The organism is Thiosulfativibrio zosterae (genome assembly GCF_011398155.1).
GTDB lineage: Bacteria > Pseudomonadota > Gammaproteobacteria > Thiomicrospirales > Thiomicrospiraceae > Thiosulfativibrio > Thiosulfativibrio zosterae.
In genome coordinates this window covers 998,352-1,025,217 of the sequence record NZ_AP021888.1, presented here as the reverse complement: position 1 = coordinate 1,025,217, position 26,866 = coordinate 998,352, and the positions used below count along the sequence as shown (strand labels likewise).

22 protein-coding genes and 2 pseudogenes are annotated in these 26,866 nt (G+C 40.8%); all 24 read right to left on the bottom strand.

The window, feature by feature from the left end:
* Nucleotides 1–27: 27 nt before the first annotated feature.
* A complete protein-coding gene (locus THMIRH_RS12145; RefSeq protein ID WP_173290965.1) occupies nt 28–1,026 on the bottom strand; it encodes a methyl-accepting chemotaxis protein in 999 nt (332 codons plus the stop codon).
* An 11-nt stretch (nt 1,027–1,037) separates the two neighbouring features.
* Nucleotides 1,038–2,630 (bottom strand): flagellar hook-length control protein FliK, encoded by a 1,593-nt coding sequence (locus tag THMIRH_RS04485; protein WP_173290964.1) that lies wholly within the window; start codon nt 2,628–2,630, stop codon nt 1,038–1,040.
* A 109-nt stretch (nt 2,631–2,739) separates the two neighbouring features.
* Entirely contained in the window at nt 2,740–3,192 is a 453-nt protein-coding gene (fliJ, locus tag THMIRH_RS04480) for a flagellar export protein FliJ (RefSeq protein ID WP_173290963.1), read from the bottom strand.
* Between the two features lie 22 nt (nt 3,193–3,214).
* A complete protein-coding gene (gene fliI / locus THMIRH_RS04475) occupies nt 3,215–4,573 on the bottom strand; it encodes a flagellar protein export ATPase FliI (protein ID WP_173290962.1) in 1,359 nt (452 codons plus the stop codon).
* 7 nt (nt 4,574–4,580) lie between these two features.
* On the bottom strand, nt 4,581–5,390 hold the full coding sequence (locus THMIRH_RS04470; RefSeq protein ID WP_173290961.1) for a FliH/SctL family protein: 810 nt from the start codon (nt 5,388–5,390) through the stop codon (nt 4,581–4,583).
* 3 nt (nt 5,391–5,393) lie between these two features.
* Entirely contained in the window at nt 5,394–6,416 is a 1,023-nt protein-coding gene (gene fliG, locus THMIRH_RS04465; RefSeq protein WP_173290960.1) for a flagellar motor switch protein FliG, read from the bottom strand.
* Complete coding sequence (gene fliF / locus THMIRH_RS04460; RefSeq protein WP_173290959.1) at nt 6,416–8,101, bottom strand: flagellar basal-body MS-ring/collar protein FliF; 1,686 nt, start codon at nt 8,099–8,101, stop codon at nt 6,416–6,418. Before fliF ends, fliG begins: the two co-directional genes overlap by 1 nt.
* A 113-nt stretch (nt 8,102–8,214) precedes the next feature.
* Nucleotides 8,215–8,547: a flagellar hook-basal body complex protein FliE gene (gene fliE / locus THMIRH_RS04455; RefSeq protein WP_173290958.1), complete on the bottom strand. Its 333-nt coding sequence runs from the start codon at nt 8,545–8,547 to the stop codon at nt 8,215–8,217.
* A gap of 170 nt (nt 8,548–8,717) precedes the next feature.
* Nucleotides 8,718–10,094, bottom strand: a complete 1,377-nt coding sequence (locus THMIRH_RS04450) for a sigma-54-dependent transcriptional regulator (protein ID WP_173290957.1) — start codon at nt 10,092–10,094, stop codon at nt 8,718–8,720.
* Nucleotides 10,091–11,272 (bottom strand): sensor histidine kinase, encoded by a 1,182-nt coding sequence (locus THMIRH_RS04445; protein WP_173290956.1) that lies wholly within the window; start codon nt 11,270–11,272, stop codon nt 10,091–10,093. The genes THMIRH_RS04450 and THMIRH_RS04445 overlap by 4 nt, the downstream gene beginning before the upstream one ends.
* Before the next feature lie 15 nt (nt 11,273–11,287).
* The gene (locus tag THMIRH_RS04440; protein WP_173292387.1) at nt 11,288–12,403 is read right to left on the bottom strand and encodes a sigma-54 interaction domain-containing protein; all 1,116 of its coding nucleotides are present in this window, start codon (nt 12,401–12,403) and stop codon (nt 11,288–11,290) included.
* A gap of 119 nt (nt 12,404–12,522) precedes the next feature.
* A complete protein-coding gene (locus THMIRH_RS04435) occupies nt 12,523–12,837 on the bottom strand; it encodes a flagellar protein FliT (protein WP_173290955.1) in 315 nt (104 codons plus the stop codon).
* Nucleotides 12,837–13,271 (bottom strand): flagellar export chaperone FliS, encoded by a 435-nt coding sequence (fliS, locus tag THMIRH_RS04430; protein ID WP_173290954.1) that lies wholly within the window; start codon nt 13,269–13,271, stop codon nt 12,837–12,839. Before fliS ends, THMIRH_RS04435 begins: the two co-directional genes overlap by 1 nt.
* Before the next feature lie 55 nt (nt 13,272–13,326).
* A complete protein-coding gene (fliD, locus tag THMIRH_RS04425) occupies nt 13,327–15,666 on the bottom strand; it encodes a flagellar filament capping protein FliD (protein WP_173290953.1) in 2,340 nt (779 codons plus the stop codon).
* A gap of 163 nt (nt 15,667–15,829) precedes the next feature.
* On the bottom strand, nt 15,830–16,276 hold the full coding sequence (locus THMIRH_RS04420) for a flagellar protein FlaG (protein ID WP_173290952.1): 447 nt from the start codon (nt 16,274–16,276) through the stop codon (nt 15,830–15,832).
* Nucleotides 16,277–16,420: 144 nt separating this feature from the next.
* Entirely contained in the window at nt 16,421–17,344 is a 924-nt protein-coding gene (locus THMIRH_RS04415; RefSeq protein WP_173290951.1) for a flagellin N-terminal helical domain-containing protein, read from the bottom strand.
* Between the two features lie 141 nt (nt 17,345–17,485).
* Nucleotides 17,486–18,412, bottom strand: a complete 927-nt coding sequence (locus tag THMIRH_RS04410) for a flagellin N-terminal helical domain-containing protein (RefSeq protein WP_173290950.1) — start codon at nt 18,410–18,412, stop codon at nt 17,486–17,488.
* Nucleotides 18,413–18,805: 393 nt separating this feature from the next.
* Nucleotides 18,806–19,729 (bottom strand): flagellin N-terminal helical domain-containing protein, encoded by a 924-nt coding sequence (locus THMIRH_RS04405; protein WP_173290951.1) that lies wholly within the window; start codon nt 19,727–19,729, stop codon nt 18,806–18,808.
* A 141-nt stretch (nt 19,730–19,870) separates the two neighbouring features.
* A complete protein-coding gene (locus THMIRH_RS04400) occupies nt 19,871–20,797 on the bottom strand; it encodes a flagellin N-terminal helical domain-containing protein (RefSeq protein WP_173290950.1) in 927 nt (308 codons plus the stop codon).
* Nucleotides 20,798–21,032: 235 nt separating this feature from the next.
* Complete coding sequence (locus THMIRH_RS04395; protein WP_173290949.1) at nt 21,033–23,540, bottom strand: 6-hydroxymethylpterin diphosphokinase MptE-like protein; 2,508 nt, start codon at nt 23,538–23,540, stop codon at nt 21,033–21,035.
* Nucleotides 23,530–24,231, bottom strand: a complete 702-nt coding sequence (locus THMIRH_RS04390) for a hypothetical protein (protein ID WP_173290948.1) — start codon at nt 24,229–24,231, stop codon at nt 23,530–23,532. The genes THMIRH_RS04395 and THMIRH_RS04390 overlap by 11 nt, the downstream gene beginning before the upstream one ends.
* A gap of 180 nt (nt 24,232–24,411) precedes the next feature.
* A pseudogene (locus tag THMIRH_RS12110) lies at nt 24,412–24,974 on the bottom strand (transposase); the annotation flags it as partial.
* A 118-nt stretch (nt 24,975–25,092) separates the two neighbouring features.
* Nucleotides 25,093–26,361 (bottom strand): glycosyltransferase, encoded by a 1,269-nt coding sequence (locus THMIRH_RS04380; RefSeq protein WP_173290946.1) that lies wholly within the window; start codon nt 26,359–26,361, stop codon nt 25,093–25,095.
* A 328-nt stretch (nt 26,362–26,689) separates the two neighbouring features.
* Nucleotides 26,690–26,800: pseudogene (locus THMIRH_RS04375) on the bottom strand (IS3 family transposase); the annotation flags it as partial.
* Between the last annotated feature and the right edge of the window lie 66 nt (nt 26,801–26,866).

Genomic DNA, 26,866 nt, shown 5'->3' with positions numbered 1-26,866 from the left:
TGATTCTTATTGGGTTTCTGACCGAATTTAGCGTTTAATGGCTGCAGACAAGGCTGCCTGAGCTTCTTTTAATTGATCAAGATTACTCACAATACCGTGCAAGAAAGTGCTGACTTTAGCCGCTTGTACTTGCGTTAACTCAACTTTTTCTTGGCCATTTTCCATAACCTGAACGGCATTTCTGGCTCTTTGTTGCAGTTCTTCGATAATACTTTGAATTTCAGTGGTCGCTTGTTGCGTTTTACCTGCCAAAATTCTGACTTCATCAGCTACCACAGCAAAACCTCTGCCATGTTCACCCGCTCGCGCTGCTTCGATGGCCGCATTCAATGCCAACAAGTTAGTTTGCTCGGCAATATCGCGAATCAAGACCAAAACAGTACCGATGTTGCTGCTGTCTTTTTCAAGGCGTTTAATGACATCACTGGCTTCATTCACTTCATCGGTTAACCCGCTGACTTCACTGATAACCATCTCAGCAGAATGCACACCTTCTTTAGAGCCTTCATTGATTTTGACAACCACTTCCGATAATTTTTGCGTTAAGCTACGAATTTCAGAGAAGTCACAAGGCACAGGTTTTGCCGCTTGGTTAGCACTCGAAACCTGAGCATAAGCCGAAGCCAAACTCTCATTGAGTTCTTCAATTTGCGCTTCTAAACTGGCTAAAGATTGTTTAGCCTTTTTAGCTTGAGCTTGTTCATGTTTAATTTGCTCATCAGCCAACGACATTAATTGATTAATCGCTCTTAGTAATTTAGGGTCTGAGTCATCTGACTTGATGTTGGAATCAAAACTTTTTTGGTCAATGCATTTTTCTAAATGAGCAACTAAAGCAGATTGTTCACAAACGCCAGAACGATTGCACCAAACTAAATAAACCAAAGCGCCAACAATGACTGCCGTCACAACCACCGCTATGGCAACAAATCCAAACATTGGAATTCCAGCGACGGCTGAGTCAGCAAACACTGAACTCGAAGCCATGGCCAAAGCACTGGCGAATAATGTTTTTTGTAATTTCATATTCATGACTCCTAAGCGTAATAGTCAACTAAATTATTGTTTTTTGTTTGTAACAGGACAGTTTTATCTTCTTTTTCATCATCCAAAGAACTCAGACTTGAAGACTTTTGAGCACCTTTTTCAGAAGCCGATTCTTCTTTTGCCTGATCAAAATCTCTTTGATCACCCACATCCATAGAACCAAAAGCAATTCCAGCTTGTTCCAACATTTCTTTTAATTTGGGAATGGCATTTTCCATCGCTTCACGCGTGGTGCCATGTTGTGCCAACATAGACACATGGACTTGTTGATCTTTATCCATATGCAACTTAATTTGTACGGGACCCAACTTTTCAGGATTCAAGGTAATTTTGGCTTCTTGAATTTTTTGATTCGCCATCACCACCACTCTTTGACCTAAAGCTTGTCCCCACTGCGGATGTCTTACCGGTGTATTGATAGACTGCAAGCCTAAGGGTAATTGAGCACGCTTATCAAATGCATTGCCTAAATCCCCCAACACATTTGCTGAACGATCTTTTTCGGATGATTCTGCTGACTTAGCGGCATTCATTTCTTCAGTAAACCTAGACTTCACCGATTGCTCAACGCTTTGCTGAGCCTGAAATTGCATTTGCGCTAACTGCTGCTGTTGCGACTGATGATTCTGTCCCTGCTGATTTGACTGACCTTGTGAACTCGTCTGCATCGCCTGAGCGGTTACTGTTGCCGCTTGTTGGCTTTGCGTTCCCCAAGTTGTTGAGCCTTCAGACTTTTCAGGTTTAGCGGCTATTTTATCGAAACCAGCGGGTAATTTTTCAGAAGTTTCAGAAGTTAATTTCTCATTGCCAACTGAAGCTTGTGCCGCAGCACTGACCTGAGGATTCACACCTTCAACTTTTTGTTCCGCTTTTGCGGTCATCGATTGCACAGAAGGACTAGAACCCGCAGCTGTCTGAGTGTTTGCTTGACCAAAACCAGGTGATGCTTTATTAGACGACAGTGAGTTAACCAAACCTGGGTCACCCACTTCTTTTAAAGTTGATTCACCCGAAAGCTTTGAAACTTCTTCAGTCACCTGACCTGCCTCTGCAACCACGGGCAGCACCGAAGCCTGAGCTAACTCGGCAGCAGGTACCTCCACCAAAAGGTCATCAGATGGCACATCGCTCAAGGAAACAAGTTCTTGTGGTAGTGATTGAGTCTCAGCGGTCAAGGTTTCAACAGGCATAGCTGGCACTGCAGCAGTCAAATTATTGGCTAAATCAGACTCTAAATTAACCAGGCCTGGTTGAATTTTGGGCATTTCCAAGGATTTCAGCGCTGCTTCAGCTAAGGTTCCTGCTTCTGCATTGACCGGTTTTACGCCCAATTGCGCCAAAACCAAGTCACTTGAACTGGCTAAATTAGCAAACCCTGGCATTGAAGTTTCCGCCGTATTTTGGGCTAATAAGTTTGTCGTTCCAGCTGCTGGGCTATCTTCGCGCGCCATAGAAGCCATTAACCCCGCAAAAAATGGACTGCTGCCCGCTTCTGTCGGCAATGCTTGCCGGTCAGTGCTTTTGGGTGACGCAACCATAAACGGAGCGACTTGAGGTTGTGGTGTTTTTTGAGTTTCTAACATGGTATTGGTACCTGCATTAGCAAAGTAATTTCATTTCAAACGGGTTAAAGCAATTAGCAAGCCAATTTAAAAATTCAATTATTAAGAGCAGGTTATAAAGTCCGTTTTATCAGGCGTTGAGTTGCTTTTGGGTAAACTGCTGAGAGGCTAAATCATCTAACATTTTTTGTTCTCGTTTATCCAAAGTCAGGGTGATATTTTTTTGAATTTTGTTATAAAGTGTTTCAAACCCTTTAAGTCGCGCACGCTTTTCTACCCAGGCCTCCTGGGCGCGAGCAACCAACTGATTCTGCTCTTCTACCTTGGTGGTTTGAGCCTGAATCGCCGTGTTTAACTTGTCAATAAAGGTTTGTGTTGTTTGAAGTTGAATGGGCATCAACCTTAAACCTTCATTGTTAATTCGGTCAATATATTCTTGCAAATAGGCTTTGAGTGATGCCAATTGTTCTTCATGCGCACTTAATTGGCTTCTAAACAATCCTAGCGTTTCCAATGCTTTATCTTGTTCTTTTTGGGCAATGTCCAACAAAATTGCCATCTTTTTTAAGCGTGCTTGAGACATGGCAAGATTAACCTTTCACTGTTTAAGAGACTGTTTTTTTCAGCGACAATAAGCTGGCTTCTAACGAAAATTGTTCTTGAATTTCTTGAGATAAAAACTGATTGAGTTGCGGATATTTTTCAATGGCTTTATCCACTTCTGGATCAGAACCTTTGCGATAAGCACCCACAGAAATCAAATCATGATTTTGATGATAACTGGAATACAACTGTTTAAAACGCCGCGCCAATTGAATCTGTTCTTTAGATACAATTTCAACCATAACACGGCTGATAGATGCCTCAACATCTATCGCAGGATAACGCCCCGAGTCTGCAATACTGCGAGATAAAACAATGTGCCCATCCAAAACACCCCGCGCCGAATCCACAACGGGATCTGACTGATCATCACCCTCTGCCAAGACGGTATAAATAGCCGTGATAGAGCCACCGCCCTCGACACCATTACCCGCTCGCTCAACTAACTGCGGTAATTTTGCAAACACTGACGGCGGATAACCTTTACTGGCTGGGGGTTCACCCACCGCCAAAGCAATTTCACGCTGGGCTTGTGCAAAACGGGTTAAAGAATCCATCAGTAACAAAACACTCTTGCCCTGATCACGAAAATATTCTGCAATCGCCGTCGCCAACATCGCACCATGCAAGCGCATGAGTGGCGGATCATCTGCCGGCGTAGCAACCACCACTGAGCGTTTTAGACCTTCTTCTCCGAGGTTATGGCGCACAAATTCATTCACTTCTCGACCACGCTCACCAATCAACCCCACCACCACTATATCCGCATTGGTAAACTTGGTCATCATACCTAGCAACACACTTTTACCCACGCCTGTACCCGCCATTAAGCCTATCCGCTGCCCTTTACCCAAAGTTAACAAACCATTGATGGCTTTGATACCCACATCTAAAGGCGTGTCTATGGGGTGTCGGTGCAAGGGGTTGATGCGCTGTCCGTTAAGCGACACTTCGCCCTCAACAGGAATAGGACCTTTGCCATCTAAAGGGTGACCCGCGCCATCAATCACACGACCTAACATACTGGGACTCACGCCAACTTTAATACCACCCTCTAACGGAATCACTTTGGCATTCGGCTCAAGACCATGTACTTGTCCGATAGGCATTAAAAATAGTCGGTCTTGATTAAAACCCACCACTTCGGCTTCAACCGTTTCTTGATTATTAGAGATGATTTGACAACGTGCGCCCATAGGCGCATAGGTTCCGACCACTTCGAGCGTCATGCCGACCATTCTAACCAGGCGACCCGCCACTTGAATTTTGGGCACAGAAGGTAATGTTTGGGATAATTTTGCAGCTTTTTTTAAAACATCTTGATTTAAAGCAGCTGCCAGTTGAGATGCATCGAGCGTCATACGCTGTTCATCCTAAAGGGTTATTGGCGTTAGAATCTGGGGATGGTTGAACGGCATGCTTGATGACTTGATGGGTTTCGTCCAATAACTCTGCCAAACGCTTTTGCCAGATATTTTCGACGACAGAAAAGTTTTGTTTTACACGGCAACTGCCTAAAGGCATATCAGGGTTTCTTTTTAAAACCCAAGTTTTGTCAAAGTCTGCTTGATATTTAGAGACCAAATCAATGTCTTGTGGATTGAGTTCAATCTCGAGCGTTGCCGTATCTTCCGGCAATAAATCCACCGAATCTTGCACTGCCTTAATTACCCAATCCGTGGATTCTGCAATCTGAGCTTTAACCAATTTTTCTGCCAGGGCAACCGCTAGATCCGCAAAAGATTTAAAAACCTGCTGTTCTATTGCCCCATAGGGGGATTTTAAAAAATCCAATAACGACAGCAATCTTTCTACTTGGGGTTTCAGCTCCGCATCTGCTTTTAAAACCGCTTCGTCGTAGGCTTGTTGCTTGCCCTGTGCCAAACCTTGTTGAAAACCCGCGTCATAACCTTCTTTATGGGCTTTTTCAAAAGCCTCTTTTTTCAATAAGGTGGTTTGACGACTGACTTCAGGCGCAATTTCTTTTCGAACTCGGGCTAAAACATCGGCCCTTAATTCTTGTTGCTCTTTAACTTCATCCTGAGCCAAATCGGAAAAGCGCCAGGCTTTAACTTCTGGATTACCTAAACGCCCCAATTGATCTGCGCGCAATAATTTTGCCTCTGGCAACTCATCAATGTCATCAGCTTGCTTAGAGCCTTGCGTTGATTTATCCACCACCTACACAAACTCCTCGCCACCACCAGGCATCATAATGCGCTCTTCATCCGCCAAACGACGCACGGTTTGGATAATGGTTTTTTGGGCTGTTTCCACATCACTGAGTTTAACAGGACCCGACATTTCCAACTCTTCACGCAACATTTCTGCTTGACGCTTAGACATGTTATTAAGGAACAAGTCTTTCATCTCTTGATCTGCACCTTTTAGAGCGACTTTCAGCACATCCGTAGGTACTTCACCTAAGATGGTTTGAATACCACGACCATCGATGCCAGAGATGTCATCAAATACAAACATTTTATCTTGAATGGCTTTACTGACATCTTCATGCTCAACGGCTATGGCATCGAGTATACGCGAATCAATACCACCACCGACAAGGTTCAAAATTTCAGCGGCTTTTTTCTCGCCACCAATGGTTGCTAATTTACCACCTTCACCATCACTATTAGCGGCTTCAAGCACATCGTTCAAATCAAATAAAGCACGCGGCTGGATAGTGGTTAGGGTTGCAATACGATAAATAACCTCATCTTGAAAACGCTCTGGAATACCTGCCAAAATTTGAGCCGATAAGTCAGGATCAAAGTAAGACAAGATGATGGCAACCACCTGAGGGTGTTCATTTTTAAGCATATTTGAAATAGTCGAAGGATGCATCCACTTGAGTGCTTCAAGCCCTTTGACTTGGTTACCCAGCATAGCAGCTTCCATCAATCCGCCGCCACCTTCACCTAAGGCGTCAACCATCAGAGATTGTGCAAATTCAGAAGGATTCACCCCTAAGGCATCTTCACCCAATTCATCTAAAAAGCTTTTCATCACATTATGAATGTCATTGTGAGTGACATCAGCCACGGTAGTCATGGCTGTACCTATCTGTTGTACTTCACGAGGATTCAAATGTTTTAACACCTTTGAAGCGGTATCCTTACCTAAGGCGAGCAATAAAATGGATGTTTTTTGAAGGCCTGTGAGTTGCTTTTCTTCACCAATTTCTTCAATTGCAGAGACTGCCATTATTTACCTCCCGCTTTTAACCATTCACGAATAATAAAGGATGCCAACTTAGGATCTGCAGCCACAATTGTTTTAACTTTCTCAATCAAGTCATGTTCTTCTTTAGAGTTTTCTTGTGCTTCTTCAGCAACCTGCTCTACTTCGGCATTCATCTGTTCAAGGGCTTTAGAAATCTCATCGGTATTTTCAAGCTCTTCTTCTTCCTCAGCAACATCCTCTGGGTAATCCATAAAAGTTTCTTCGCGCTTTGATAGATCTTTAAGCATAGGGCGAATCACGCCGAAAATAATGATTAAGACCGCTAAGCCAGCTAAGACTTGTTTCACCAAATTCCAGAACCAAGGTTGCTCCCAAATTGCAGGACCTTCAACCACTTCTTCCACTTCTTGAACAAAGGATGCATTGACTACACTTAAGGTATCGCCTCTCGCCTCATCCAAACCAACGGTATCGGTAACCAAACGACGATAACCCTGCAATTCTTCATCCGTCAATGGCGTGCGCACCACCTGGCCTTCGGCATCCAGTGTGAGCTTATCATCTACGACCACCGCCACTGATAAACGGCGAATATTGCCAACCGAGTTTTTAATATGGCTAACCGTGCGGTCAAGCTCATAGTTTTTGGTTTTCTTTTCTTTGGAGTTTTTAAGATTTGGATCCTTGCCAGGATCGTAACTTTCTTCTGGCGCAAGACCCGCTCTCGGCGGTTGATTTGTCAGAGCACCAGGAATGCCGCCGGGCGCATCATTACGGTTAATTTCTTTGACTTCTTGCTCAGAACGAATGGCAGCTGGATCTGGCTCATAGTTTTCGCGAGTTTGTTCTTGTTGGGTAAAGTCGAGTTCTGCGGTGACTTGAGCGCGCACCTTGTTTTGTCCACCAACAATAGGCGCTAGTAATTTAATAATTCTACCTGACAGGGTTTCTTCAACGGTGCGGGTATAATCAAGCTGTTTTAAGCTCATTTGCATCGTGCCAATTTGGTTATTGCTGGTCAACAAATTCCCATTTTGATCAACCACCGTAACGCCTTGCGGTTTCATATTTGGCACACTCGAAGACACCAAATAAACGATAGCGTTGACTTGCTGCTCATCGAGTCCACGACCCGGATATAACACCACCACAACCGATGCCGTGGGCTCTTGCTCCTTACGAACAAACACCGAGCGCTTGGGTAATCCCAACATGACTCTGGCTGACTTAACCGAATTAATGGTTGAAACAGACTTGGCTAACTCGCCCTCTAAAGCACGGTGATAGTTAGTGGTTTCTTTGAACTGAGAAATCCCAAAGCCCTGATCCAAGTCTAAAATTTGATAACCAGTCGCAGCTTGCTTAGGAAAACCGGCTGCTGCCAACTTCAATCTTAAAGTGTGAACCACATCTTCTGGGACTAGGATAGCGCCAGAAGCAGCTTCAAGTTTATAAGGAACTTTTTCTTGATCTAAAGTCTGGATGACTTCGCTCATGTCTTTGGCATCCATACTGCCAAAGAGCAAGGTGTATTGCGTGTTTTGCGACCAAAGCACGATTCCGACCGCTAAAGCAAGGGTTGCCGCTAAGGCAATGACTAAACTGACTTGTTTAGCGACGGAAAGAGAAGTTAGATTTTTGAGGAGCGTAGAGCCTTCCGATGATAACGGATTTAAACTGGGATCAAGAGTCGGTTGATCTGACATTGAAAGGCTCTTTATTTAACAAGAAACCTTCGCACAATGTTGATCATGCAAAGGTTTCACGATACTAACAAAAGATTTTGCAAATCGGCTGCAAAACCAGAATTTAATTAAACTTAAATCGGCATACGCGTGACATCTTGATACGCTTCTACCAGCTTATTACGCACTTGCGTCATGGCTTGAAATGACAAACTGGCCTTTTGAACTTGTAACATCACCTCAGACAAATCGACATCCTCGCCACGCTCAAAGGCATCTTTCATTTCTGAGGATTTATTTTGTTCTGTGGCGACCGCATTGACAGATTTTGACAATAAATCGGCAAAATTTTCCGCACCCTCTGCCCCTGTGCCCATTTTGGCAACCGGCGCTGATTGGGATGCTGCCTCTGCTGCTAAGCTGCGCATTTGCAACATTAAACTTTGTGTATCAATGCTATTGTTCATCTAATTCGCTCTTATAAGTCGTTTTAAAGCCAGAAAAACCAAAACTACTATTTGATATTCTGAACTTCTTTGGTCAGTAACTTAAGTTTTTTATGGTTTTATTATGTCATAAATCCAACAATCACAGCAAGTTTGAGCAATTGCTGTGCCATCTGCCTGTTTAAAAAAGCCTAAGGAACATCATACCCCTCTTCCTTTAGCTTGGCTAACTTATAGCGCAAGGTTCTGGGGCTGATATTTAAAGTTTCGGCGGTTTTTTGGCGATGGCCATCAAAACCTTTCAAGGTTTGCAAAATCAACTGCACTTCTCTTGCTTTCAAATCAAGACTAAGCGGCTCTGAGTCTATGGCTTCATGCAGGGTTTCAGGCTGCGCTGCAATCGCTTCTGAATCTTGAGTCACATTTTCATCCGTAAATGCAGATTCATAATCATCATCTAAAATAATATCTTCTGCATGAATGGTATCCCCCGAAATCATCACCAAAGCTCGTTGTATCACATTATCTAATTCACGGATATTGCCTGGCCAAGGGTATTGCAGCAGCTTTTTTAACGCTGGCGCCGACATCATGGGTTCTACCCTTGAGCCAACACAGTGGCGGTGAAGCAATTTTTCGGTGATGGCAGCAATATCTTTTGGGCGGTCTTTTAAAGCCGGTAAGCGCATGGGGAACACATTGAGACGATAAAACAAATCCTCTCTAAAATCACCTCTAGCAATGGCCTTTTTCATATCGATATTGGATGCACTTAACACCCGCACATCCAATTGAATCATTTTAGTGCTACCAATACGCTCAACTTCTTGCTCTTGCAATACACGCAATAATTTGGCTTGGAGATCAGGCTTCATTTCACCAATTTCATCTAAAAAAATGGTTCCGCCTTGCGCCTGTTCAAACTTACCAGGCATGGCTTTCATCGCACCGGTAAAGGAACCTTTTTCGTAGCCAAACAAAGTGGCTTCCAACATATTTTCTGGAATAGCGGCACAGTTAATCGCGATAAAGGGTTGTTTGGCACGCTTAGAGTGATTATGAATAAATCTGGCCAAAACCTCTTTACCCGTTCCACTTGCACCCAAAATCAGAACGGTTGCATCACTTTCAGCAACCTTCTTCGCCATGGATTTCAACTGTATAGTCACGGGATCTGCAACCACAAAATCTTCATCGCTGGATGCGTCACGGTAAAAATAAGATTTGGCTTTTTCAACCAAAACATCCGCTTCAAAGGGTTTTACAATGTAGTCAACCGCACCAGACTTCATGGCATCGACGGCTTGTTCAATGGTGCCATAGGCCGTCATCAACACAATTGGCAAATAAGGTTTAATGGCACGGATGCGTTTCATCAACTCGTAACCGTCCATGCCATCCATACGAATGTCAGAAAACACCATGGCGATTTCATCATCTAAGGCCACTAAAGCATCTTCAGCACTGCTGACACTTAACACCTCAAATTGATTCAAGGTTAGGGTGTCCACCAAGGCTTCTTGCAATTCTGCATCATCTTCAACGACTAAAATTTTTGCAATACTCATGCCTTATCCTTTTGCTCATAAAGCGGCAATCTTAAACCAAAAGTTGCGCCTCGCCCAACGATGGAACGCACCCAGGCTTCACCTTGGTGCGCTTCTGCAATGGCTCTTACCACTGCCAAACCTAAACCAGTGCCTTTAGCACGACTAGTATAAAAAGGTTCGAACACTTTTTCTAATAAACTTTCATCTAAGCCTGGGCCACGGTCGACCACCAGCAAATCAATGCGATTTTTGGAAATCACATTCGCAGAAACTTCAATGTGCGCGCAGCTTGAAACAATATCCATAGCATTGTTGACTAGGTTCTGCAAAGCGGTTAAAAGGGCATCTTGGTCGCCTAAAACAACCAAGCCTGGTTGAATTGGGTGAAAAATAATGTTGCTTTGAGTGTTTTGAATACTCGGTTCAACGGCTACTTTTAAAAGCTCCAACAACGAAGCCACTTCAACCTTTTGGTCATGAACGCGTCCACCTTTGGCGTATTGCAACATATCTTTAACCAAGGCTTCTAAGTGCTGCAAACTTTTCAGCGCCTTAGTGGTGAACTTTTCACGCTGTGCTTCATCCAAAGTTTCACTGTTCATTTGCGACACATACAACAATGCAGACGCCAAAGGTGTGCGAATTTGATGCGCCAATGAAGCTGCCATATCCCCCATAGAATCTAAACGCTGATGACGAGCGATATGGCGCTGCAATTCTTTGGCCGGTGTTACATCTTGAATCAATAATATTTTACCCATCATCGGCGAGGCATGTTCTGGCTGAGCCATCGACAAGGGGGAAACAGATAACTGATAGGTTAACTGTTCATGAGTGACCAACTCGCCCGCATCGTTCTGACTTAAAAAGACATTACGCACCACAACATCCCAAAATCTGTCTTTAGCATCTGCACCCAAAATTGCCTCAGCGCTGGGGTTCATCTCAACAATCTTGTCGGTTTCATCTAAAACAATCACGCCGGCGGGCAAAAGATTGAGCAACTGCTCCAAGCGTTCAGCAACTCGTCGTTTCTCTTGGTCAGAAGCGTTTAATCTTCTTTGCAACTCAACAACCTGGCGTTGCAAAGATTCATAAGCATAGGTGAGTTGCGTTGAGGTTTGATTAAATAACTCAAACGCTTGCTCAAGCTCTTTTAAACGACTTTGTTCAATGGCAGATAAAGTATTCGGCATCTTAATTTGAACCCGTTAACTGAGGTTAAATTTACGAATTTTTTCAACTAGAGTCGTGCGATTGGTCTGCAATAACTTAGCCGCTTTGGAAACATTGCCTTCGGTTTGTTCTAGCGCTTTTTGAATTAGTTGAATTTCCATCTCAACCAAATAAGACTTTAAATCAATCCCATCATTAAGCGATAACGCCTGACTTAAATCAGGGCGCTCAAACGCCATAGAACTGACTGAAGATTCTTTGGCAATAACATCATCAGAAGTTTCGTCGCCATTATCATTTGCTGACTCTTCTTGCTCTGGCATGGTTTGTTCGGCTTGATCGACTTCTCCAGAAGTCAAAATCAGCTTAGCGCCTTCGGGCAATTCCACTTGATAACGCTCTGGCAAATCGTCGTAATCGACTTCAAGGTTGGGGAATAAAATAGATAGGCGCTCAACCAAATTGCCTAATTCACGGACATTGCCTGGCCAAGGATAATTTTGCAAGGCAATCATGGCTTTGTCTGTCAACTTTGGCAATTGACGACCCGAGCCAGAAATCTTAGACAACATAAACTCAATGAGCTCAGGAATATCTTCAACCCGCTCACGCAAAGCAGGCATTTCGATTGGAAAAACATTTAGGCGGTAAAATAAATCTTCGCGGAACTTGCCATCGGCAATATTGTCTTCTAGATTACGATGAGTTGCAGCAATCACACGCACATCACATTCAAAACTTTTATTACCACCCACCCGTTCATACATGCGCTCTTGTAAGACACGCAACAGTTTCACTTGCATAGGCAGAGGCATGTCACCAATTTCATCTAGAAAAATACTGCCCTTCTCAGCCATTTCAAAACGACCTTTACGAGCAGTAATCGCTCCGGTAAACGCCCCTTTTTCGTGACCAAACAACTCAGATTCTAAAAGTTCTGCGGGGATAGCACCGCAATTGATGGGAATAAAAGCGCGTTCATTACGAGTAGAAACAGAATGTAAAGCTTGGGCGACAACTTCTTTACCCGTGCCTGATTCACCTAAAATCAAAACAGTGGCATCGGTTTGCGCCACTTGCTGAATCAGTTTTTTGACTTTTTGCATGGCCGGTCCACTACCAACCAAAGAAGATAAGCGTTCTTGAGACATTTTGCCGCCGTATATTAATGACACTTAGGATGTCTTTATATAGGGTTTTTTGACGAATGTCAAAATTTTGGCACAAATAACATTTTTTTTGCTAAATTCTTAATTAAAAGCACGATTCTTTAGGTTTCTTTTATATAAGCCTTAAGTTTTTTTAGGTTTGAAAGGTCTTTTAGTCTCTGCTTCGAAAGTGAGCTCATAGATACTTTTATTGCACTTAAATACCTTTGATTGTCGTCAAGCAAAGAAGGCAATATCTCTTTTAGAGCATCAGGTGATTGTTCAAACAATTGCTGTCGAGAACGATCAAACTGAACATTTAATCTTGAAAACTCATCCCAGTCTTCATTTTCGGCTGCATTAAGCATCTGCTTGGAAAGACCAAGCAAATGCAACTTTTTAAAATCTAAGGTTTTATCTTTATTCAAGATTGCCATTAACTTGCCAATTTATCTAAACTATCTTTTGATAGTTTTTTATAGTTGTCAGGTATTTGCTTCCAAGCCTCACTCAGTTCTGCAATGTACCCCAAAACTTCATCCAAAATTTCAATATCATTTTTAATACTTGCTTTCACTAAACGGCGGTAGCAGTAGTCGTACAATGCATATAAATTCTGCGCAACATCGCCACCTTTATCTAAACTTACCCCTTCTCTTAAACTAATAACAATAGACAATGTTTTGTTTAAGTGCTCAGATTTTTTTTCGTAATTTTTTTGTTCTATAAAAATTTTACTCAATTTTAGGTTTTTCATTGCACCTTCATACAAAAGCTCAATCAGTCTATGTGGCGATGCTTCAGATATAGATGTTTCTAAATAAGTATTAGCGTATTGTTGTGCGAAATTTTTTCTGGCAGCTAAGCTCATCTTCTTCCCCTTAACTTGTTTTTTTGGTTTTTTAATATTCTTAAAAACAATATCGTTAATTATTACTAAACTGTGCAGTCAAGGAATCTCTTGTTGACTGTGACTGTGATAGTATCGACTGCAACAAGGAAAACTGAAGTCGATATTTCATTTCTAATTTGTCATATCTTTCATCTAAAGCAGTATTTCTCTCGTCATAATCACTCAGTTTTGAACTAAGCGTGTCAGTTCTACGAGCAACAACCCCCGTATCCTGTTCGAAAAAGTCATTAATAGTTGTTTCTAAACGACTGGCAAAACCTTGAGCGAAAGAAACTTGACGCGTTGTATTTAAACTACCGCCCAAGACTTCAAAAGACAAGCCTCTAACCTCGGCTGGTTCTGAGCCTATAAAGGCAAAATCACTAATATTTATTTTTCTTCCATCTTTTTGGTCTGCATAGGCACCGAGATTGAGCGTACCCAAATCGGTCGTAATAGTACCATCTACACTTAGACCTGTTTTAGAGGTATCTGCAATACCAAAAGAAATTCCAGAGTTACTGGTTGTGGCGGTAATATCTAAACTAGAATACCCCCCATAACGGTTTGATGTCATAATCAAGCTATAACCATCCGAGTCAGAACCAATTGCAGTTATGTTAACTGCGTTTCCGGACGCTTTGATATCTGTATTATTATTAATATTGTTCGTTAACTGAAACGCCAAATCTTCTAAGGTATACCGCCCTGCAGCTAAATCTATTTCTGCAGTGGTTGAATCATCTACTTTAATACTAAACGACTCATCGCTGGTTAAATCCATCATACCCTGACCATCGTAAGTATCGCCGGTCACAAAGCCCTGTGCGTCCAATCCTGTGGCATTTGAGATACTGAGCGTCGTTTTTCCTGGATCAGCTTGAATTTCAAATCTAGACTGTGATGTATCAAATTTAACAGTAGCAAACCCTGAGCCAAATTGGTTGTTAATTTCCAATTGCATGGCATCAGCCAAATCTTGCTTTGAACTATAGGTTGCTTCCGCCAAAGCAATAGAATTAACAACACCTCCAATAGTCAAATCAAAAGATGCACCAGACCCCACTGTTAGTGCTGCAACATTATCAGTTACCCGAGATCCAGAAGCTTGTTGATCCGAACCTAAGGTAACTGCCACTGGATCGGAAGTTGCTCTCGTGGCCAGCCGAGTTATATTCAGGTCATAAAGCCCGGCTTGAGTACTACTTGAACTCGACAAAAAATTAATTAAGTTGTCTGAGCTACTTCCACCCTTTGCAAACAGCTGCCCCAATGCTTCCATATTACTTGTCGCTACCGTATTAAAGGTATCTTCATCAAGCTCTAATTCACCGTCCAAGTTAAACTTCATACCAACGATACTAAGTGCATTGAAGTTACCTGAAATTTCGTCAATAGCGCCCGACAAAGAAGATTTTATATTGCTACGCACTTCTCTTAATGTACTGTTGCCAGCAAGATCGCCATAAAACTTATACTCATCAGACTCCAACTGTTCTGGGGTTAAATTAGAAGTATCATATTTAGCCAATTCATCCAAAATAGTATTCATTTGGTTGTAAACATCCACAAAATTTTTGACAGCATCTGTCACTTTAGTTGGGTCTTGTGAAATATTAATTGCCTGACTCTGTCCTGCGGCAGCTGAATTTAGGGTAAAAGAAACACCCTTAACAACCTCATCAAATGTATTAGTACTGTTAGAAATAGTCAGACCATTCAATACCATAACTGCATCTTGTGCTTCAGCCGTAGTGGTAAAATCGTCAAATTCAGTAATACCGGACATACTAATTTCGCCAGCAGCACCCGTTTGTTTCGAAGTAAACATGAGCTGGTAATTTCCAGCATTATTGATAATAGAAGCTGTTACCCCGTAATCACCACTATTAATGGTGCGTTGCAAGGAATCTAAGTTATTGTTACTACTGTCAACTACTATTGGTTCAAATGTTTGTCCACCCACAGAAATACTTAAACTTCCTGTAGAAATCGCATCGTAAGGAGATGCATAACTGGTATTGATTACAATATTATGAGCTTGAGCCAACTGTTTGGACTCAATTGAAAAAGAGCCAAGGCTAGCTGTTTCATCAGCCGTAACCTTTATTACAGATTCATTTGATGAACTGGCTTGTCTTTCAGAAAACAACTTGGGATTGGACAAATCTGTGACATAGCTATTAAAAGCTTGAAGATTGATTTCTAAATACTTTAAAGCATCTAATTCAGTGGTTGCTTTGGTTTTACCCTTGTCAACAATTGAGCGCTGACTAGCGACATCTGCCTCAGCAAGTACTTTTGCCATATTACCTATATCAAATGTACTGTTCGTTAAACTATTTAAAAGTGTGGAGCCTATTTCGTTTGCCATTGCTTAGCCCTCTGGTCATGTCTATTTTTATTATTATGGCTTTTAGCACACTAAATGCCAACCTTATACTTAAGTTATCGGCTAGCGAATTAAAAACTTTAAAACAAAAAAAGCGGTGAAAACAAAGTTAACACCGCTAACACACAAGGGAAATCAAAATAAATTAAGCTATTTGGTTAGTAATCAAGCCAACAGGGGGAGGTGTTCTGCCTCCTACGTCCGTCTGTTGCGCCATTTCTAAATATTTGGAAATATTTTTAGAAATATCTAGTAAATCCTGAGAGGGAATTTGTCGAATCGTCTCACCAGTTTCACTATTTTTAATGAAGAAAACCATTTTTTGATTATCTTCATCTTTTTCGAATTTTAAGAAACTTTGCAAGGTTTGCAACTGACTATTCAAACCAGTTAATAAACTATCCACTTTTTCTTTAGACTGTACCTCAGCCCCTTGGGGTAAATTATTAGCGGTACTTACTCTGTCTAGGGCGTTTTGTGAATTGGTTTGTTCTGTTACTCGAGCAGTTTCTGTACTTTTTTGTTTATCTAAAAAAGATGGAGTTGTTGATGAGTTCAGCGCAAGTGAACCCTGCAAGCTATTGATATCCATAACAACCTCCTTGAATGGAATTAAATCAGAACTTTATAATTTCTTATGATTCCATTTATATTAAAACATGTCAATCATTAAAAAATTTCAAATCTACATTTAATAATGTTGCCAAGGTAGATTGACCTACCTTGGCGTCAAAACTTATCTCAACAAGGACAAGACATTTTGAGAGTTAGCATTTGACTGAGACAACATACTCATACCTGCCTGCTGAAGAACCTGTGTTCTTGCTAAGTTAGCACTTTCTTTCGCAAAATCTGTATCTTGAATTCGCGATCTTGAGGCTGAAATATTTTCAGTAACATTACTTAAGTTCGATACCGTTGAGTCTAGTCGATTCTGAATCGCACCCCAGTTTGCTCGCATATTTTTGATGACCGATAAACTACCATCAATCGCTGTTAGTGCCGTTGTGGCCAATTTCGTCGCTGATCCGAATGTGGTTACTCCGCTAGCAAGGGTGATAGTGGCGCCTATCGCACTTAAAGTTGAGAAGTCGAGTAAGGCAATACCTATTTTATTAGCACTAGCTCCTTCCCAGCCAACATGTACTTTCATGGCCGATGCATTGGCTACGGCAACTGATATAGCAGCTGCGCTAGTGGCGCCAAAGGTGGCGGCAACCGCGGCAGATCCAAATGTGCTGTTGTTCATGATGTTCATGCCGTTGAATTTTGTGGTGTCAGCGACACGTTGTATTTCATTTTGAAGCTGCACAAATTCTGAGTCCATTTGTTTGCGGTTGTCCATGTTGTAGGTACCGTTCATGGATTGTAGTGTAAGCTCACGCATGCGTTGAAGCATGTTGACAACTTCTTCTGTTGCTCCATCTAGGGTTTGTACCATACCGATACCATCATTGGCGTTGCGTATAGCTTGGTCAGTACCACGAATTTGCGTGGTCATACCTGTGGAAACAGCTAGTCCAGCTGCGTCATCTGCTGCTCGATTAATTCTTAACCCGGAGGTTAGGCGTTCCATTGAAGTAGATTGCTCTTTTGATGAACTATCTAGGATACGTTGGGCATTGAGAGCCCCCATATTTGTATTGATTACCATTGCCATGATAAATCTCCTTTTTGTTTATATGAAAACCCTGTATGTGAGTTTTTCTATTTTTCCAAAGACTGTAACGACAGCTTTTAAGAAAACTTTAGCTTTTTTTTGCTTTTGTTTAACTCCATCAGCACGCTTATGTTTATTGCCTTATTGCAGTAGCGACATAACTTGTTGCGATTGTTGATTGGCTTGGCTAAGCATACTCATGCCTGCTTGCTGTAATACTTGGGTTCTTGCTAGGTTGGCACTTTCTTTAGCAAAGTCTGTGTCTAATATTCTTGAACGTGATGCTTGAATGTTTTCGTTCACATTTTGTAAATTAGAAACCGTTGATTCTAAGCGGTTTTGTAGCGCACCCCAGTTAGCTCGCATGTTTTTAAGAACAGATAACCCAGTATCAAATACTTTAAGGGCTTCTGTGGCTTTTGTAGTAGCTGAGGCAAAACTTGACATACCAGTTGCGTATAAGTTACCTGCTGTGGTTAATGCTGATAACGTGCTGAAGTTCAGTAGTGGTATACCAATTTTGTTGGCACTTGAACCTTCCCAACCTGCGTGTATTTTCATCGCCGATGCGTTTGATACAGCAACCGATAAAGCACCAGCACTTGTGGTGGCAAAGGATGCGGCAACCGCGGCAGATCCAAATGAGCTGGCGTTCATGATGTTCATGCCGTTGAATTTAGTGGTGTCTGCCACTCGTTGAATTTCTTTTTGTAGTTGCGTGACTTCTGCATCCATTTGTTGACGGTTGTCCATGTTGTAGGTACCGTTCATCGATTGTATACTCAGTTCTCGCATTCTTTGAAGCATATTCATGACTTCTTCGGTTGCACCATCTAGCGTTTGTAGCATTCCAATACCGTCATTGGCATTACGAATAGCCATGTCTGTCCCTCGAATTTGAGTGGTCATCCCAATAGCAACCGCTAAGCCTGCTGCATCATCTGCTGCTCGGTTGATTCTGAGCCCTGAGGTTAGGCGCTCCATTGATGTGGATTGTTCTTTTGAGGTACTGTCTAGCATTCTAACTGCGTTCAGTGATGCCATGTTCGTGTTGATTACCATTGCCATGATTGTGCTCCCTTGTATCTGTGTTTTGTGTTTTTAATTTTTGACTTCGTTGATCTTTTAGATCATGGGCAGTGTTTCCTGCCTTCAATTAAGTTATCGGCACAAAATAAAAAGCTTTAGCGAAAATATAAAAAAAGCGGCTAAAAAGCCGCTAAAACACAAGGGAAATCATTTAAAACTTGGGACTAATTACTATGCTTGCTTAAAGACTTTAGCAAACTCATACAATAATTAACCAATAAAAAATTTGGGGGCTTAGAGAGATTATGATTTTTACAAAATCTTTGTAAGCATAAAACCATGTCAAAAATTACATAAAAATATTTCAAAAGTCATATGACCGTGGACAACCTATAGATTATGCCAAGGCTCAAAAAGCCTTGGCGTCAAAACTTATCTCAACAAGGACAATACATTTTGAGAGTTAGCATTTGACTGAGACAACATACTCATACCTGCCTGCTGAAGAACCTGTGTTCTTGCTAAGTTAGCACTTTCTTTCGCAAAATCTGTATCTTGAATTCGCGATCTTGAGGCTGAAATATTTTCAGTAACATTACTTAAGTTCGATACCGTTGAGTCTAGTCGATTCTGAATCGCACCCCAGTTTGCTCGCATATTTTTGATGACCGATAAACTACCATCAATCGCTGTTAGTGCCGTTGTGGCCAATTTCGTCGCTGATCCGAATGTGGTTACTCCGCTAGCAAGGGTGATAGTGGCGCCTATCGCACTTAAAGTTGAGAAGTCGAGTAAGGCAATACCTATTTTATTAGCACTAGCTCCTTCCCAGCCAACATGTACTTTCATGGCCGATGCATTGGCTACGGCAACTGATATAGCAGCTGCGCTAGTGGCGCCAAAGGTGGCGGCAACCGCGGCAGATCCAAATGTGCTGTTGTTCATGATGTTCATGCCGTTGAATTTTGTGGTGTCAGCGACACGTTGTATTTCATTTTGAAGCTGCACAAATTCTGAGTCCATTTGTTTGCGGTTGTCCATGTTGTAGGTACCGTTCATGGATTGTAGTGTAAGCTCACGCATGCGTTGAAGCATGTTGACAACTTCTTCTGTTGCTCCATCTAGGGTTTGTACCATACCGATACCATCATTGGCGTTGCGTATAGCTTGGTCAGTACCACGAATTTGCGTGGTCATACCTGTGGAAACAGCTAGTCCAGCTGCGTCATCTGCTGCTCGATTAATTCTTAACCCGGAGGTTAGGCGTTCCATTGAAGTAGATTGCTCTTTTGATGAACTATCTAGGATACGTTGGGCATTGAGAGCCCCCATATTTGTATTGATTACCATTGCCATGATAAATCTCCTTTTTGTTTATATGAAAACCCTGTATGTGAGTTTTTCTATTTTTCCAAAGACTGTAACGACAGCTTTTAAGAAAACTTTAGCTTTTTTTTGCTTTTGTTTAACTCCATCAGCACGCTTATGTTTATTGCCTTATTGCAGTAGCGACATAACTTGTTGCGATTGTTGATTGGCTTGGCTAAGCATACTCATGCCTGCTTGCTGTAATACTTGGGTTCTTGCTAGGTTGGCACTTTCTTTAGCAAAGTCTGTGTCTAATATTCTTGAACGTGATGCTTGAATGTTTTCGTTCACATTTTGTAAATTAGAAACCGTTGATTCTAAGCGGTTTTGTAGCGCACCCCAGTTAGCTCGCATGTTTTTAAGAACAGATAACCCAGTATCAAATACTTTAAGGGCTTCTGTGGCTTTTGTAGTAGCTGAGGCAAAACTTGACATACCAGTTGCGTATAAGTTACCTGCTGTGGTTAATGCTGATAACGTGCTGAAGTTCAGTAGTGGTATACCAATTTTGTTGGCACTTGAACCTTCCCAACCTGCGTGTATTTTCATCGCCGATGCGTTTGATACAGCAACCGATAAAGCACCAGCACTTGTGGTGGCAAAGGATGCGGCAACCGCGGCAGATCCAAATGAGCTGGCGTTCATGATGTTCATGCCGTTGAATTTAGTGGTGTCTGCCACTCGTTGAATTTCTTTTTGTAGTTGCGTGACTTCTGCATCCATTTGTTGACGGTTGTCCATGTTGTAGGTACCGTTCATCGATTGTATACTCAGTTCTCGCATTCTTTGAAGCATATTCATGACTTCTTCGGTTGCACCATCTAGCGTTTGTAGCATTCCAATACCGTCATTGGCATTACGAATAGCCATGTCTGTCCCTCGAATTTGAGTGGTCATCCCAATAGCAACCGCTAAGCCTGCTGCATCATCTGCTGCTCGGTTGATTCTGAGCCCTGAGGTTAGGCGCTCCATTGATGTGGATTGTTCTTTTGAGGTACTGTCTAGCATTCTAACTGCGTTCAGTGATGCCATGTTCGTGTTGATTACCATTGCCATGATTGTGCTCCCTTGTATCTGTGTTTTGTGTTTTTAACTTTTGAATTCGTTGATCTTTGAGATCATTGGCAGTGTTTCCTGCCTTCAATTAAGTTATCGGAACTGCGGGCGCTTTCTTGAGTGGATTTTTTAATTTATTTTATTCAGGACATAAAAAAGCGGCTAAAGAGCCGCTAAACACAAGGGAAATTATTTAAATATTAGAACTTACGCATTGTAGAGGAAAATCAGACTATCAATCACTGTTATCGATTTGTGACAGTAAATGAATTGCTGCTTTATTTTCGGCACTAATATCTAAAACCTGATTTAGGATTTTTTTTGCCTCTTTTTTTTGATCCATTTCGATTTGCAATTGGACAAGCTTTAAGCGCGCATCAATCGCTTCTGGTTTCTGGCTGATATACATACCTAACACTTCCATTGCCGCTAGACGATTGCCCAATAGATTTAACATATCCGCATAAGGAAGCATAAAATCAAATGAATACTCACAAAGAGCTTCTAAAACAAACAACGCTTCTTCATATTTTTCTTGGTTAATTTTTATATTTAGAATCCTGTTAAGTGATATCCGTCTGAAAAACGGCATTTCAACTTTTAAGTAAATATCAATCGCATCTTCTATATCACCTTCTAATTCTTCAATCATTGCTTGAACAAAGTAAACAAATGACGTTTTATGTGAAGCTTCCTTAGACTCCATACTGTTTGCATGATCAAATAAACCCCTTAACTCAATTACATTTCGATTTCGGTATGCTTCTTCTGCACGCTGAAATAAGGTGGCGACGTTAGAAACTTTTTTAACCAACATTTTACTATAATGATGATCTTTTTTTGAAAACTCCGCCTCGTATTCATCTAATGAAGTCTGTAAACAAGCTTGCTGAACTTCGTTAAGTGAACAGTTCAAATTGCTACTCTGCCAAATGTAAGCTCTGCCCATTTCATGTGACTCACGCCAAATAGGTAACAATTCACAAGGATCGGTTGACTTAGATTCTAGGATTCTATTTTTGACGCGCTTTAAACCTTGCTCAATAGCCTCTGAAAAGTGGCTTGAAGAAAATTTAACGCCTTGAAAAAAAGCGGTTAATTGTTCAGAAACTTCATTATTGGACATGTTATTTTCGTCCGTTACAGCCTTAAAACTGTCCGCAAAAAATGCGGCTTGATAATTCACAAGCATGTCGCCATCGTTACCAATTAAATGCATAACCTTATTTTTTGTTTTTGAAACTTGTGCCGCCGGTTTTGCCTTTAATTGTTGAGTTTTTTGATCATAAACCTTTGGTATTGTATTTAAAATGTCCGTGGCTAACTTATTGAGTTTGTTAAAGCGCTTCAACTGGTTATTAAATTCAGTTTCAATGTTTTTAAGCGTTTGTAAGCGAGCCTCTTTAGTAATTTGGCATTTTTCAAACACCGGTGACATAACGGTTGCTTTATCTTCCATACTTAATAGAATGTCTTGAGTAGCCATGTAAGAAACTGCGGCGATTTTGGCAGATAATGCGCCCAAACTAAAAACTTCAACACCTGCCATGCTTTTATAAAAACGTATGGCCTCTTCCATCGCATGTTTTGCAGAATAAAAAGCAGGTTCTGTTTCGACTTGATTTCCAGAGTTATCTTCTAGTTTCATCTTACTTTTGTAGCCATATAAATCATTGGCTTTGGCTTCTTCACTTAAGGATTCATGAGTCTTTCCACCGGCAAAACAAAAATCAACGCCTGCCAAAAACACCCTACGTGCGCCAAGAGAAACCGCCATGTGTAAAGCAGCATTCGTTACCGTTGGGCCGGGTGCGCTGATATTATTAATATAACCATCATGTTGCCAAGCAAAACGCTCACCAGCAAAAACATGCGCGCCCCGCCATTGACTTACTAGGCGATGCTGTGCGTGGAAACTGGTTATAAGAACAGATTGTTCTGAAAAAGCTAATACGCCTTTTGCATTATCAAAGCTCCAAGGAAATGGATCCACACTGACAAAAAAGTCAGGAATAATTCCCTCATAAGCCATACGATTAGCAATACGTGCCGCCGCAAAAATTATAAGCTTGGATTGGTTTTTCTTAATCCATTCCATCGACTCATCTAACGTTGGGCCCCCACCAAGAACAACCGCATCACACCCTTCTAAAGACTTCACAAGCACTTTAACTGGGATTAAATTATCTGGCGCATTATAAATACGCTCAACTTCAAAAACCTTAGCACTTTGAGCATCAAATTCACCCTTAATAAACTGACTGAACCGTAACTCAACATCGTGCCAAAGCTGCTCATAAGCACTACCTTTCGTCGCATCTAAAACTGCATAAGACTTGATAAGCATAATTTTTCTATTCAAAATAAAATGCTTAAACGTTAGGAGTAGATCCGTAAAGTTAAATTTTTCATCCACCAATTTCGGCGTGGAGTTCCAACCTGCTTGCTTAAGGTATATCGAAGACTCAATAACTTCTTTGTAATCAATAAACAAAAATGCAACATCTAAATTTTGGTTTTTTTTCTTAACAAATTCATAAAACAGTCCAGAATCTGATCCTACTACAATGTACAAATATGAATCTTGATCAAAAAGCGCATTATAGTCACGCGAATAAAGTGTTTCTGCAGGCAGCTTGTCAAACGTAAGATGGTTTATTTCAGAAAAGTACTGATCACCAAATTTGTTTTTTTTAATTTCATTTAAATCTAGATCTGTTTTCATATTGGCATCATTTTTCACAATTCAAAACTTCTTTTTCTTTAGATAAACCTGTTATCCAAAAGTACATATCAATAATTTTCATTGGTGGATAATGAAGATTGTTATCATCTTTTAAACGCATGATATTAGATAAAGCGTGTATTTTATCTTTCTTATTTTTACAAAAATTTATTAAAGATTTTAAACCTTTCTCTGAGATGGCTTGAGTTACTTCTTCAGCACTCATACCCTGCTTAACATATCTATCGTAAGCCGGTATACAGCCCAAAGTACCAAGTAAAATCTTAGAAACAAGGGTGTCTGTTGGTGTCGCGCCATCATTAAAGACCTTCTTTAATACTTCACTGAGTTCCGAATTTACATCTAAGACTTTACTTACATAATGATCAGATATCCACTGGTCACTATCTAAATAATTATATTGCCTAAGCTCGTTATGATTTTTAATGACATCAATAATTGGTAAAAGTATTTTATAGTCTTTATTTAAAAGATCTGTTGACCCTCTATACATTCCCCAACTTGCTAAATAAAAAGCCAAATGTAATGCGCTTATATCCTTCTCAAAATCGTTCTTACAGAAATCTGATGATGAAAATCTTAGATAGCAATGCTCCCAAGAAATAAACCGGTGATGAGGGTCTGAATCTATGTGGCTATAGTAGTTTCTTACAGCTGATTCAAAAATTTCACCATTATCTTGACTCATCGAATACACCTCATTAAAAATTTTGTGTTGAATAGAAATTAAAAAATAATTGGAGTAAGAGTAACGTTATTTAGTTTTACTCTGACCCAATGCCGTTAAGTTAAGCCAAAAATCGTCATTACCACGAAAGCGGGAATCTTTTAATCGGCTTGAAATCCCCGCTATCGTGGGGATGCCGATTGGAACACTCAAGGCATCGGGTTTATCGCGCTTAATTCGATGTTTAGGTTTAATCCGTAAATTAAGTTCCAACTCACGGTAAATACGATAGACCCGCTTATGGTTCCAGCCAAACTTTTTGACGTTGGACAGGTGGTCAAAACACAACCCAAATCCCAGCTCTTTTGAGCGGTCGTTAAGCGCAATAACCAGTCGGCTATGATGTCGTTTTCAGTCGCTAACTTGGGTTGATGGCGATAGCAAGTTTGGCTAATACCGAAAATATTGCATGCAAGTCGAATGCTGATTCCTCTGTGTGCAACGACATTCTGTTTTGCGTAAAGATGGCTTTACCACTTTCCCCAAAGTGCTTTCTGACGAATCTGAGATTTTAGACACTCTCAAACATACATCTTTTTAAGCCGACGGTTTTCATCTTCAAGCTCTTTTAAACGCTTTATCATCGAGGTGTCCATGCGACCATATTTTGCGCGCCACTTATAAAACGTAGCGCTAATAATACTGTGTTCGCGGCAAAGGTCTGGGACCTTGATGCCTGCTTCATTTTGTTTCAAAATCGCCATGATTTGGCTGTCTGTAAAGTTTGATGTTTACCCTCAAGGGGCACCTAATCATGCAGAATCTCCTTTGTTTAGTTTATGAGAAAATTCTACTTTTGACTTCGATTATTTTCCGGGGGGATTACAAATATACAATGGGTGCGCGACAAATCTTGGCAGGTGAAACATTATAGATGTGTATCAAATCATATTGTATTTCGAAAAAAAATGAACTGGCTACTAAGATGCAATCAATCTCTTCCTCTTGTTTTTTCAATAAATCGGGACTCATTACTGGTTTGCCCAAAAAAAATTGACCATGCTTTTTAGAATCGTTATCACAAACAGCAACTACATTAAAAACATCAGAAATATCTTTCATCACTTTAACTGCAACGTTACCCGTGCCAAATAACACTGTTCTTAAAGGCATAAAGTTAGCAGATGAAAATAGTAACACGCTATTTTTATTTCCAATTAATTTCACGATTAACTCTCGTCGATAGTTAATTTTTTCCCACAATAAGTAAACTAAGTTGTAGTTTATAGAAATTAATTTTAAATATACTCCCTTTTTATAATCAAGCCACTCCTGGAATTCTAGTAAAAAAAGTCTATAATTCGACAGTCCTTCATGATTAAGTTCAATATAGGATCCCAACCACGGAGATAAGAGACTGGGGACTTCAACTTTAGCGTGAACTAATTTCTTTCTGGTAAAGTTATCATCATGAATGCGATATCTTACAAGTTTCTCTGAAAAATATACTCCACCTCCAAGTATTAATGCTCTAAAGTACATCATATGATCTTCATAACTCGGCAGAAGCTCTGGAGTTGAAAATCGAGTATAAACCATTCTATCATAAGCCAATGCTGCCCCTAAGTAGGGCACGGGATATGGATTTTGTGTATATTCTAACAAGGCTAATTCCATGGGCATTTGATCAAATCTGGGTTGCAAAGCATACTGACGAGTCCGCTTATCCATTATAGTCACGCCCTGTTTGTCAATTTCAAACAAATCATGCGCAACAAAACTGGGTTTATTGTTCGCCAACCACTCCTCGACAATTCTGGAAACCCTATTAGACAGTGACACATCATCACCCGCTCCCATTACCACTAGGTCGCCCTCAACAAAGCTTTCCATAACATAGGCGAAGTGCTGACCGATACCTAAATTTTTTTTATTCTGATTGGTCACAATTTGATGAGGCCCTGAATAATGGCTCAGCACACTTAGCACTCTAGAGTAGGTTGCATCTTCAGATGCATCATCAGAAATTACAATTTGTAGATTAGGGTAGTCTTGATTCAAAACTGAAAAAACAGCCTCTTCAATAAAAGATTCTTGCTGATAGGTCATTAAGAAAAAAGAAACCTTCGGATATTTAATCGATGCTAACATGAGTTTATTTTTCCTAAATGAGACTCTTGTAAGACTATCCCAAAACTTGACCGATTTCGAAAATCGGCATTTTTTTGAGTCTAACTGAAAATTTCAGCTTTTAGTTGGTTTTCGTTGGTATTTTCCAGATTTTGAAAATACCAACCCTAGGTCTTAGGCACAAGACCTTTGAACATTCGCCGCTCTTTTTAACTTATGCACAATGCTTATCAGGGTCAGCCTTGCTTAGTTACGCTCAATCCCCATATATCTAGCATGGGCTAAACCGTAGTATTTTTTTGCCACCCCAATGGTTCGTTTGTAATGGTCAAGTATTTCTGTAGTGTTTCTAAGCCGCATTTTGTAATTCCAGCCGTTTTTGAACTGGGGTTAAATAATCAATCGCTGAATTGATTCGTTTATAGTTGTAAAAGGTTATATATTTCTCAACGGAGTTGACTCACAATATCAGAATATTTTGAAGTTTTCAAAGGATTCTCGTGCAAAGGTCTTTAAATGTTCTTTT

Coding starts and splice junctions, on each gene's coding strand:
- THMIRH_RS12145 (WP_173290965.1), bottom strand. CDS start 1,026: ATGAAATTACAAAAAACATTATTCGCCAGTGCTTTGGCCATGGCTTCG.
- THMIRH_RS04485 (WP_173290964.1), bottom strand. CDS start 2,630: ATGTTAGAAACTCAAAAAACACCACAACCTCAAGTCGCTCCGTTTATG.
- fliJ (WP_173290963.1), bottom strand. CDS start 3,192: ATGTCTCAAGCACGCTTAAAAAAGATGGCAATTTTGTTGGACATTGCC.
- fliI (WP_173290962.1), bottom strand. CDS start 4,573: ATGACGCTCGATGCATCTCAACTGGCAGCTGCTTTAAATCAAGATGTT.
- fliG (WP_173290960.1), bottom strand. CDS start 6,416: ATGGCAGTCTCTGCAATTGAAGAAATTGGTGAAGAAAAGCAACTCACA.
- fliF (WP_173290959.1), bottom strand. CDS start 8,101: ATGTCAGATCAACCGACTCTTGATCCCAGTTTAAATCCGTTATCATCG.
- fliE (WP_173290958.1), bottom strand. CDS start 8,547: ATGAACAATAGCATTGATACACAAAGTTTAATGTTGCAAATGCGCAGC.
- THMIRH_RS04450 (WP_173290957.1), bottom strand. CDS start 10,094: ATGAGTATTGCAAAAATTTTAGTCGTTGAAGATGATGCAGAATTGCAA.
- THMIRH_RS04445 (WP_173290956.1), bottom strand. CDS start 11,272: ATGCCGAATACTTTATCTGCCATTGAACAAAGTCGTTTAAAAGAGCTT.
- THMIRH_RS04440 (WP_173292387.1), bottom strand. CDS start 12,403: ATGTCTCAAGAACGCTTATCTTCTTTGGTTGGTAGTGGACCGGCCATG.
- THMIRH_RS04435 (WP_173290955.1), bottom strand. CDS start 12,837: ATGGCAATCTTGAATAAAGATAAAACCTTAGATTTTAAAAAGTTGCAT.
- fliS (WP_173290954.1), bottom strand. CDS start 13,271: ATGAGCTTAGCTGCCAGAAAAAATTTCGCACAACAATACGCTAATACT.
- fliD (WP_173290953.1), bottom strand. CDS start 15,666: ATGGCAAACGAAATAGGCTCCACACTTTTAAATAGTTTAACGAACAGT.
- THMIRH_RS04420 (WP_173290952.1), bottom strand. CDS start 16,276: ATGGATATCAATAGCTTGCAGGGTTCACTTGCGCTGAACTCATCAACA.
- THMIRH_RS04415 (WP_173290951.1), bottom strand. CDS start 17,344: ATGGCAATGGTAATCAATACAAATATGGGGGCTCTCAATGCCCAACGT.
- THMIRH_RS04410 (WP_173290950.1), bottom strand. CDS start 18,412: ATGGCAATGGTAATCAACACGAACATGGCATCACTGAACGCAGTTAGA.
- THMIRH_RS04405 (WP_173290951.1), bottom strand. CDS start 19,729: ATGGCAATGGTAATCAATACAAATATGGGGGCTCTCAATGCCCAACGT.
- THMIRH_RS04400 (WP_173290950.1), bottom strand. CDS start 20,797: ATGGCAATGGTAATCAACACGAACATGGCATCACTGAACGCAGTTAGA.
- THMIRH_RS04390 (WP_173290948.1), bottom strand. CDS start 24,231: ATGAGTCAAGATAATGGTGAAATTTTTGAATCAGCTGTAAGAAACTAC.
- THMIRH_RS04380 (WP_173290946.1), bottom strand. CDS start 26,361: ATGTTAGCATCGATTAAATATCCGAAGGTTTCTTTTTTCTTAATGACC.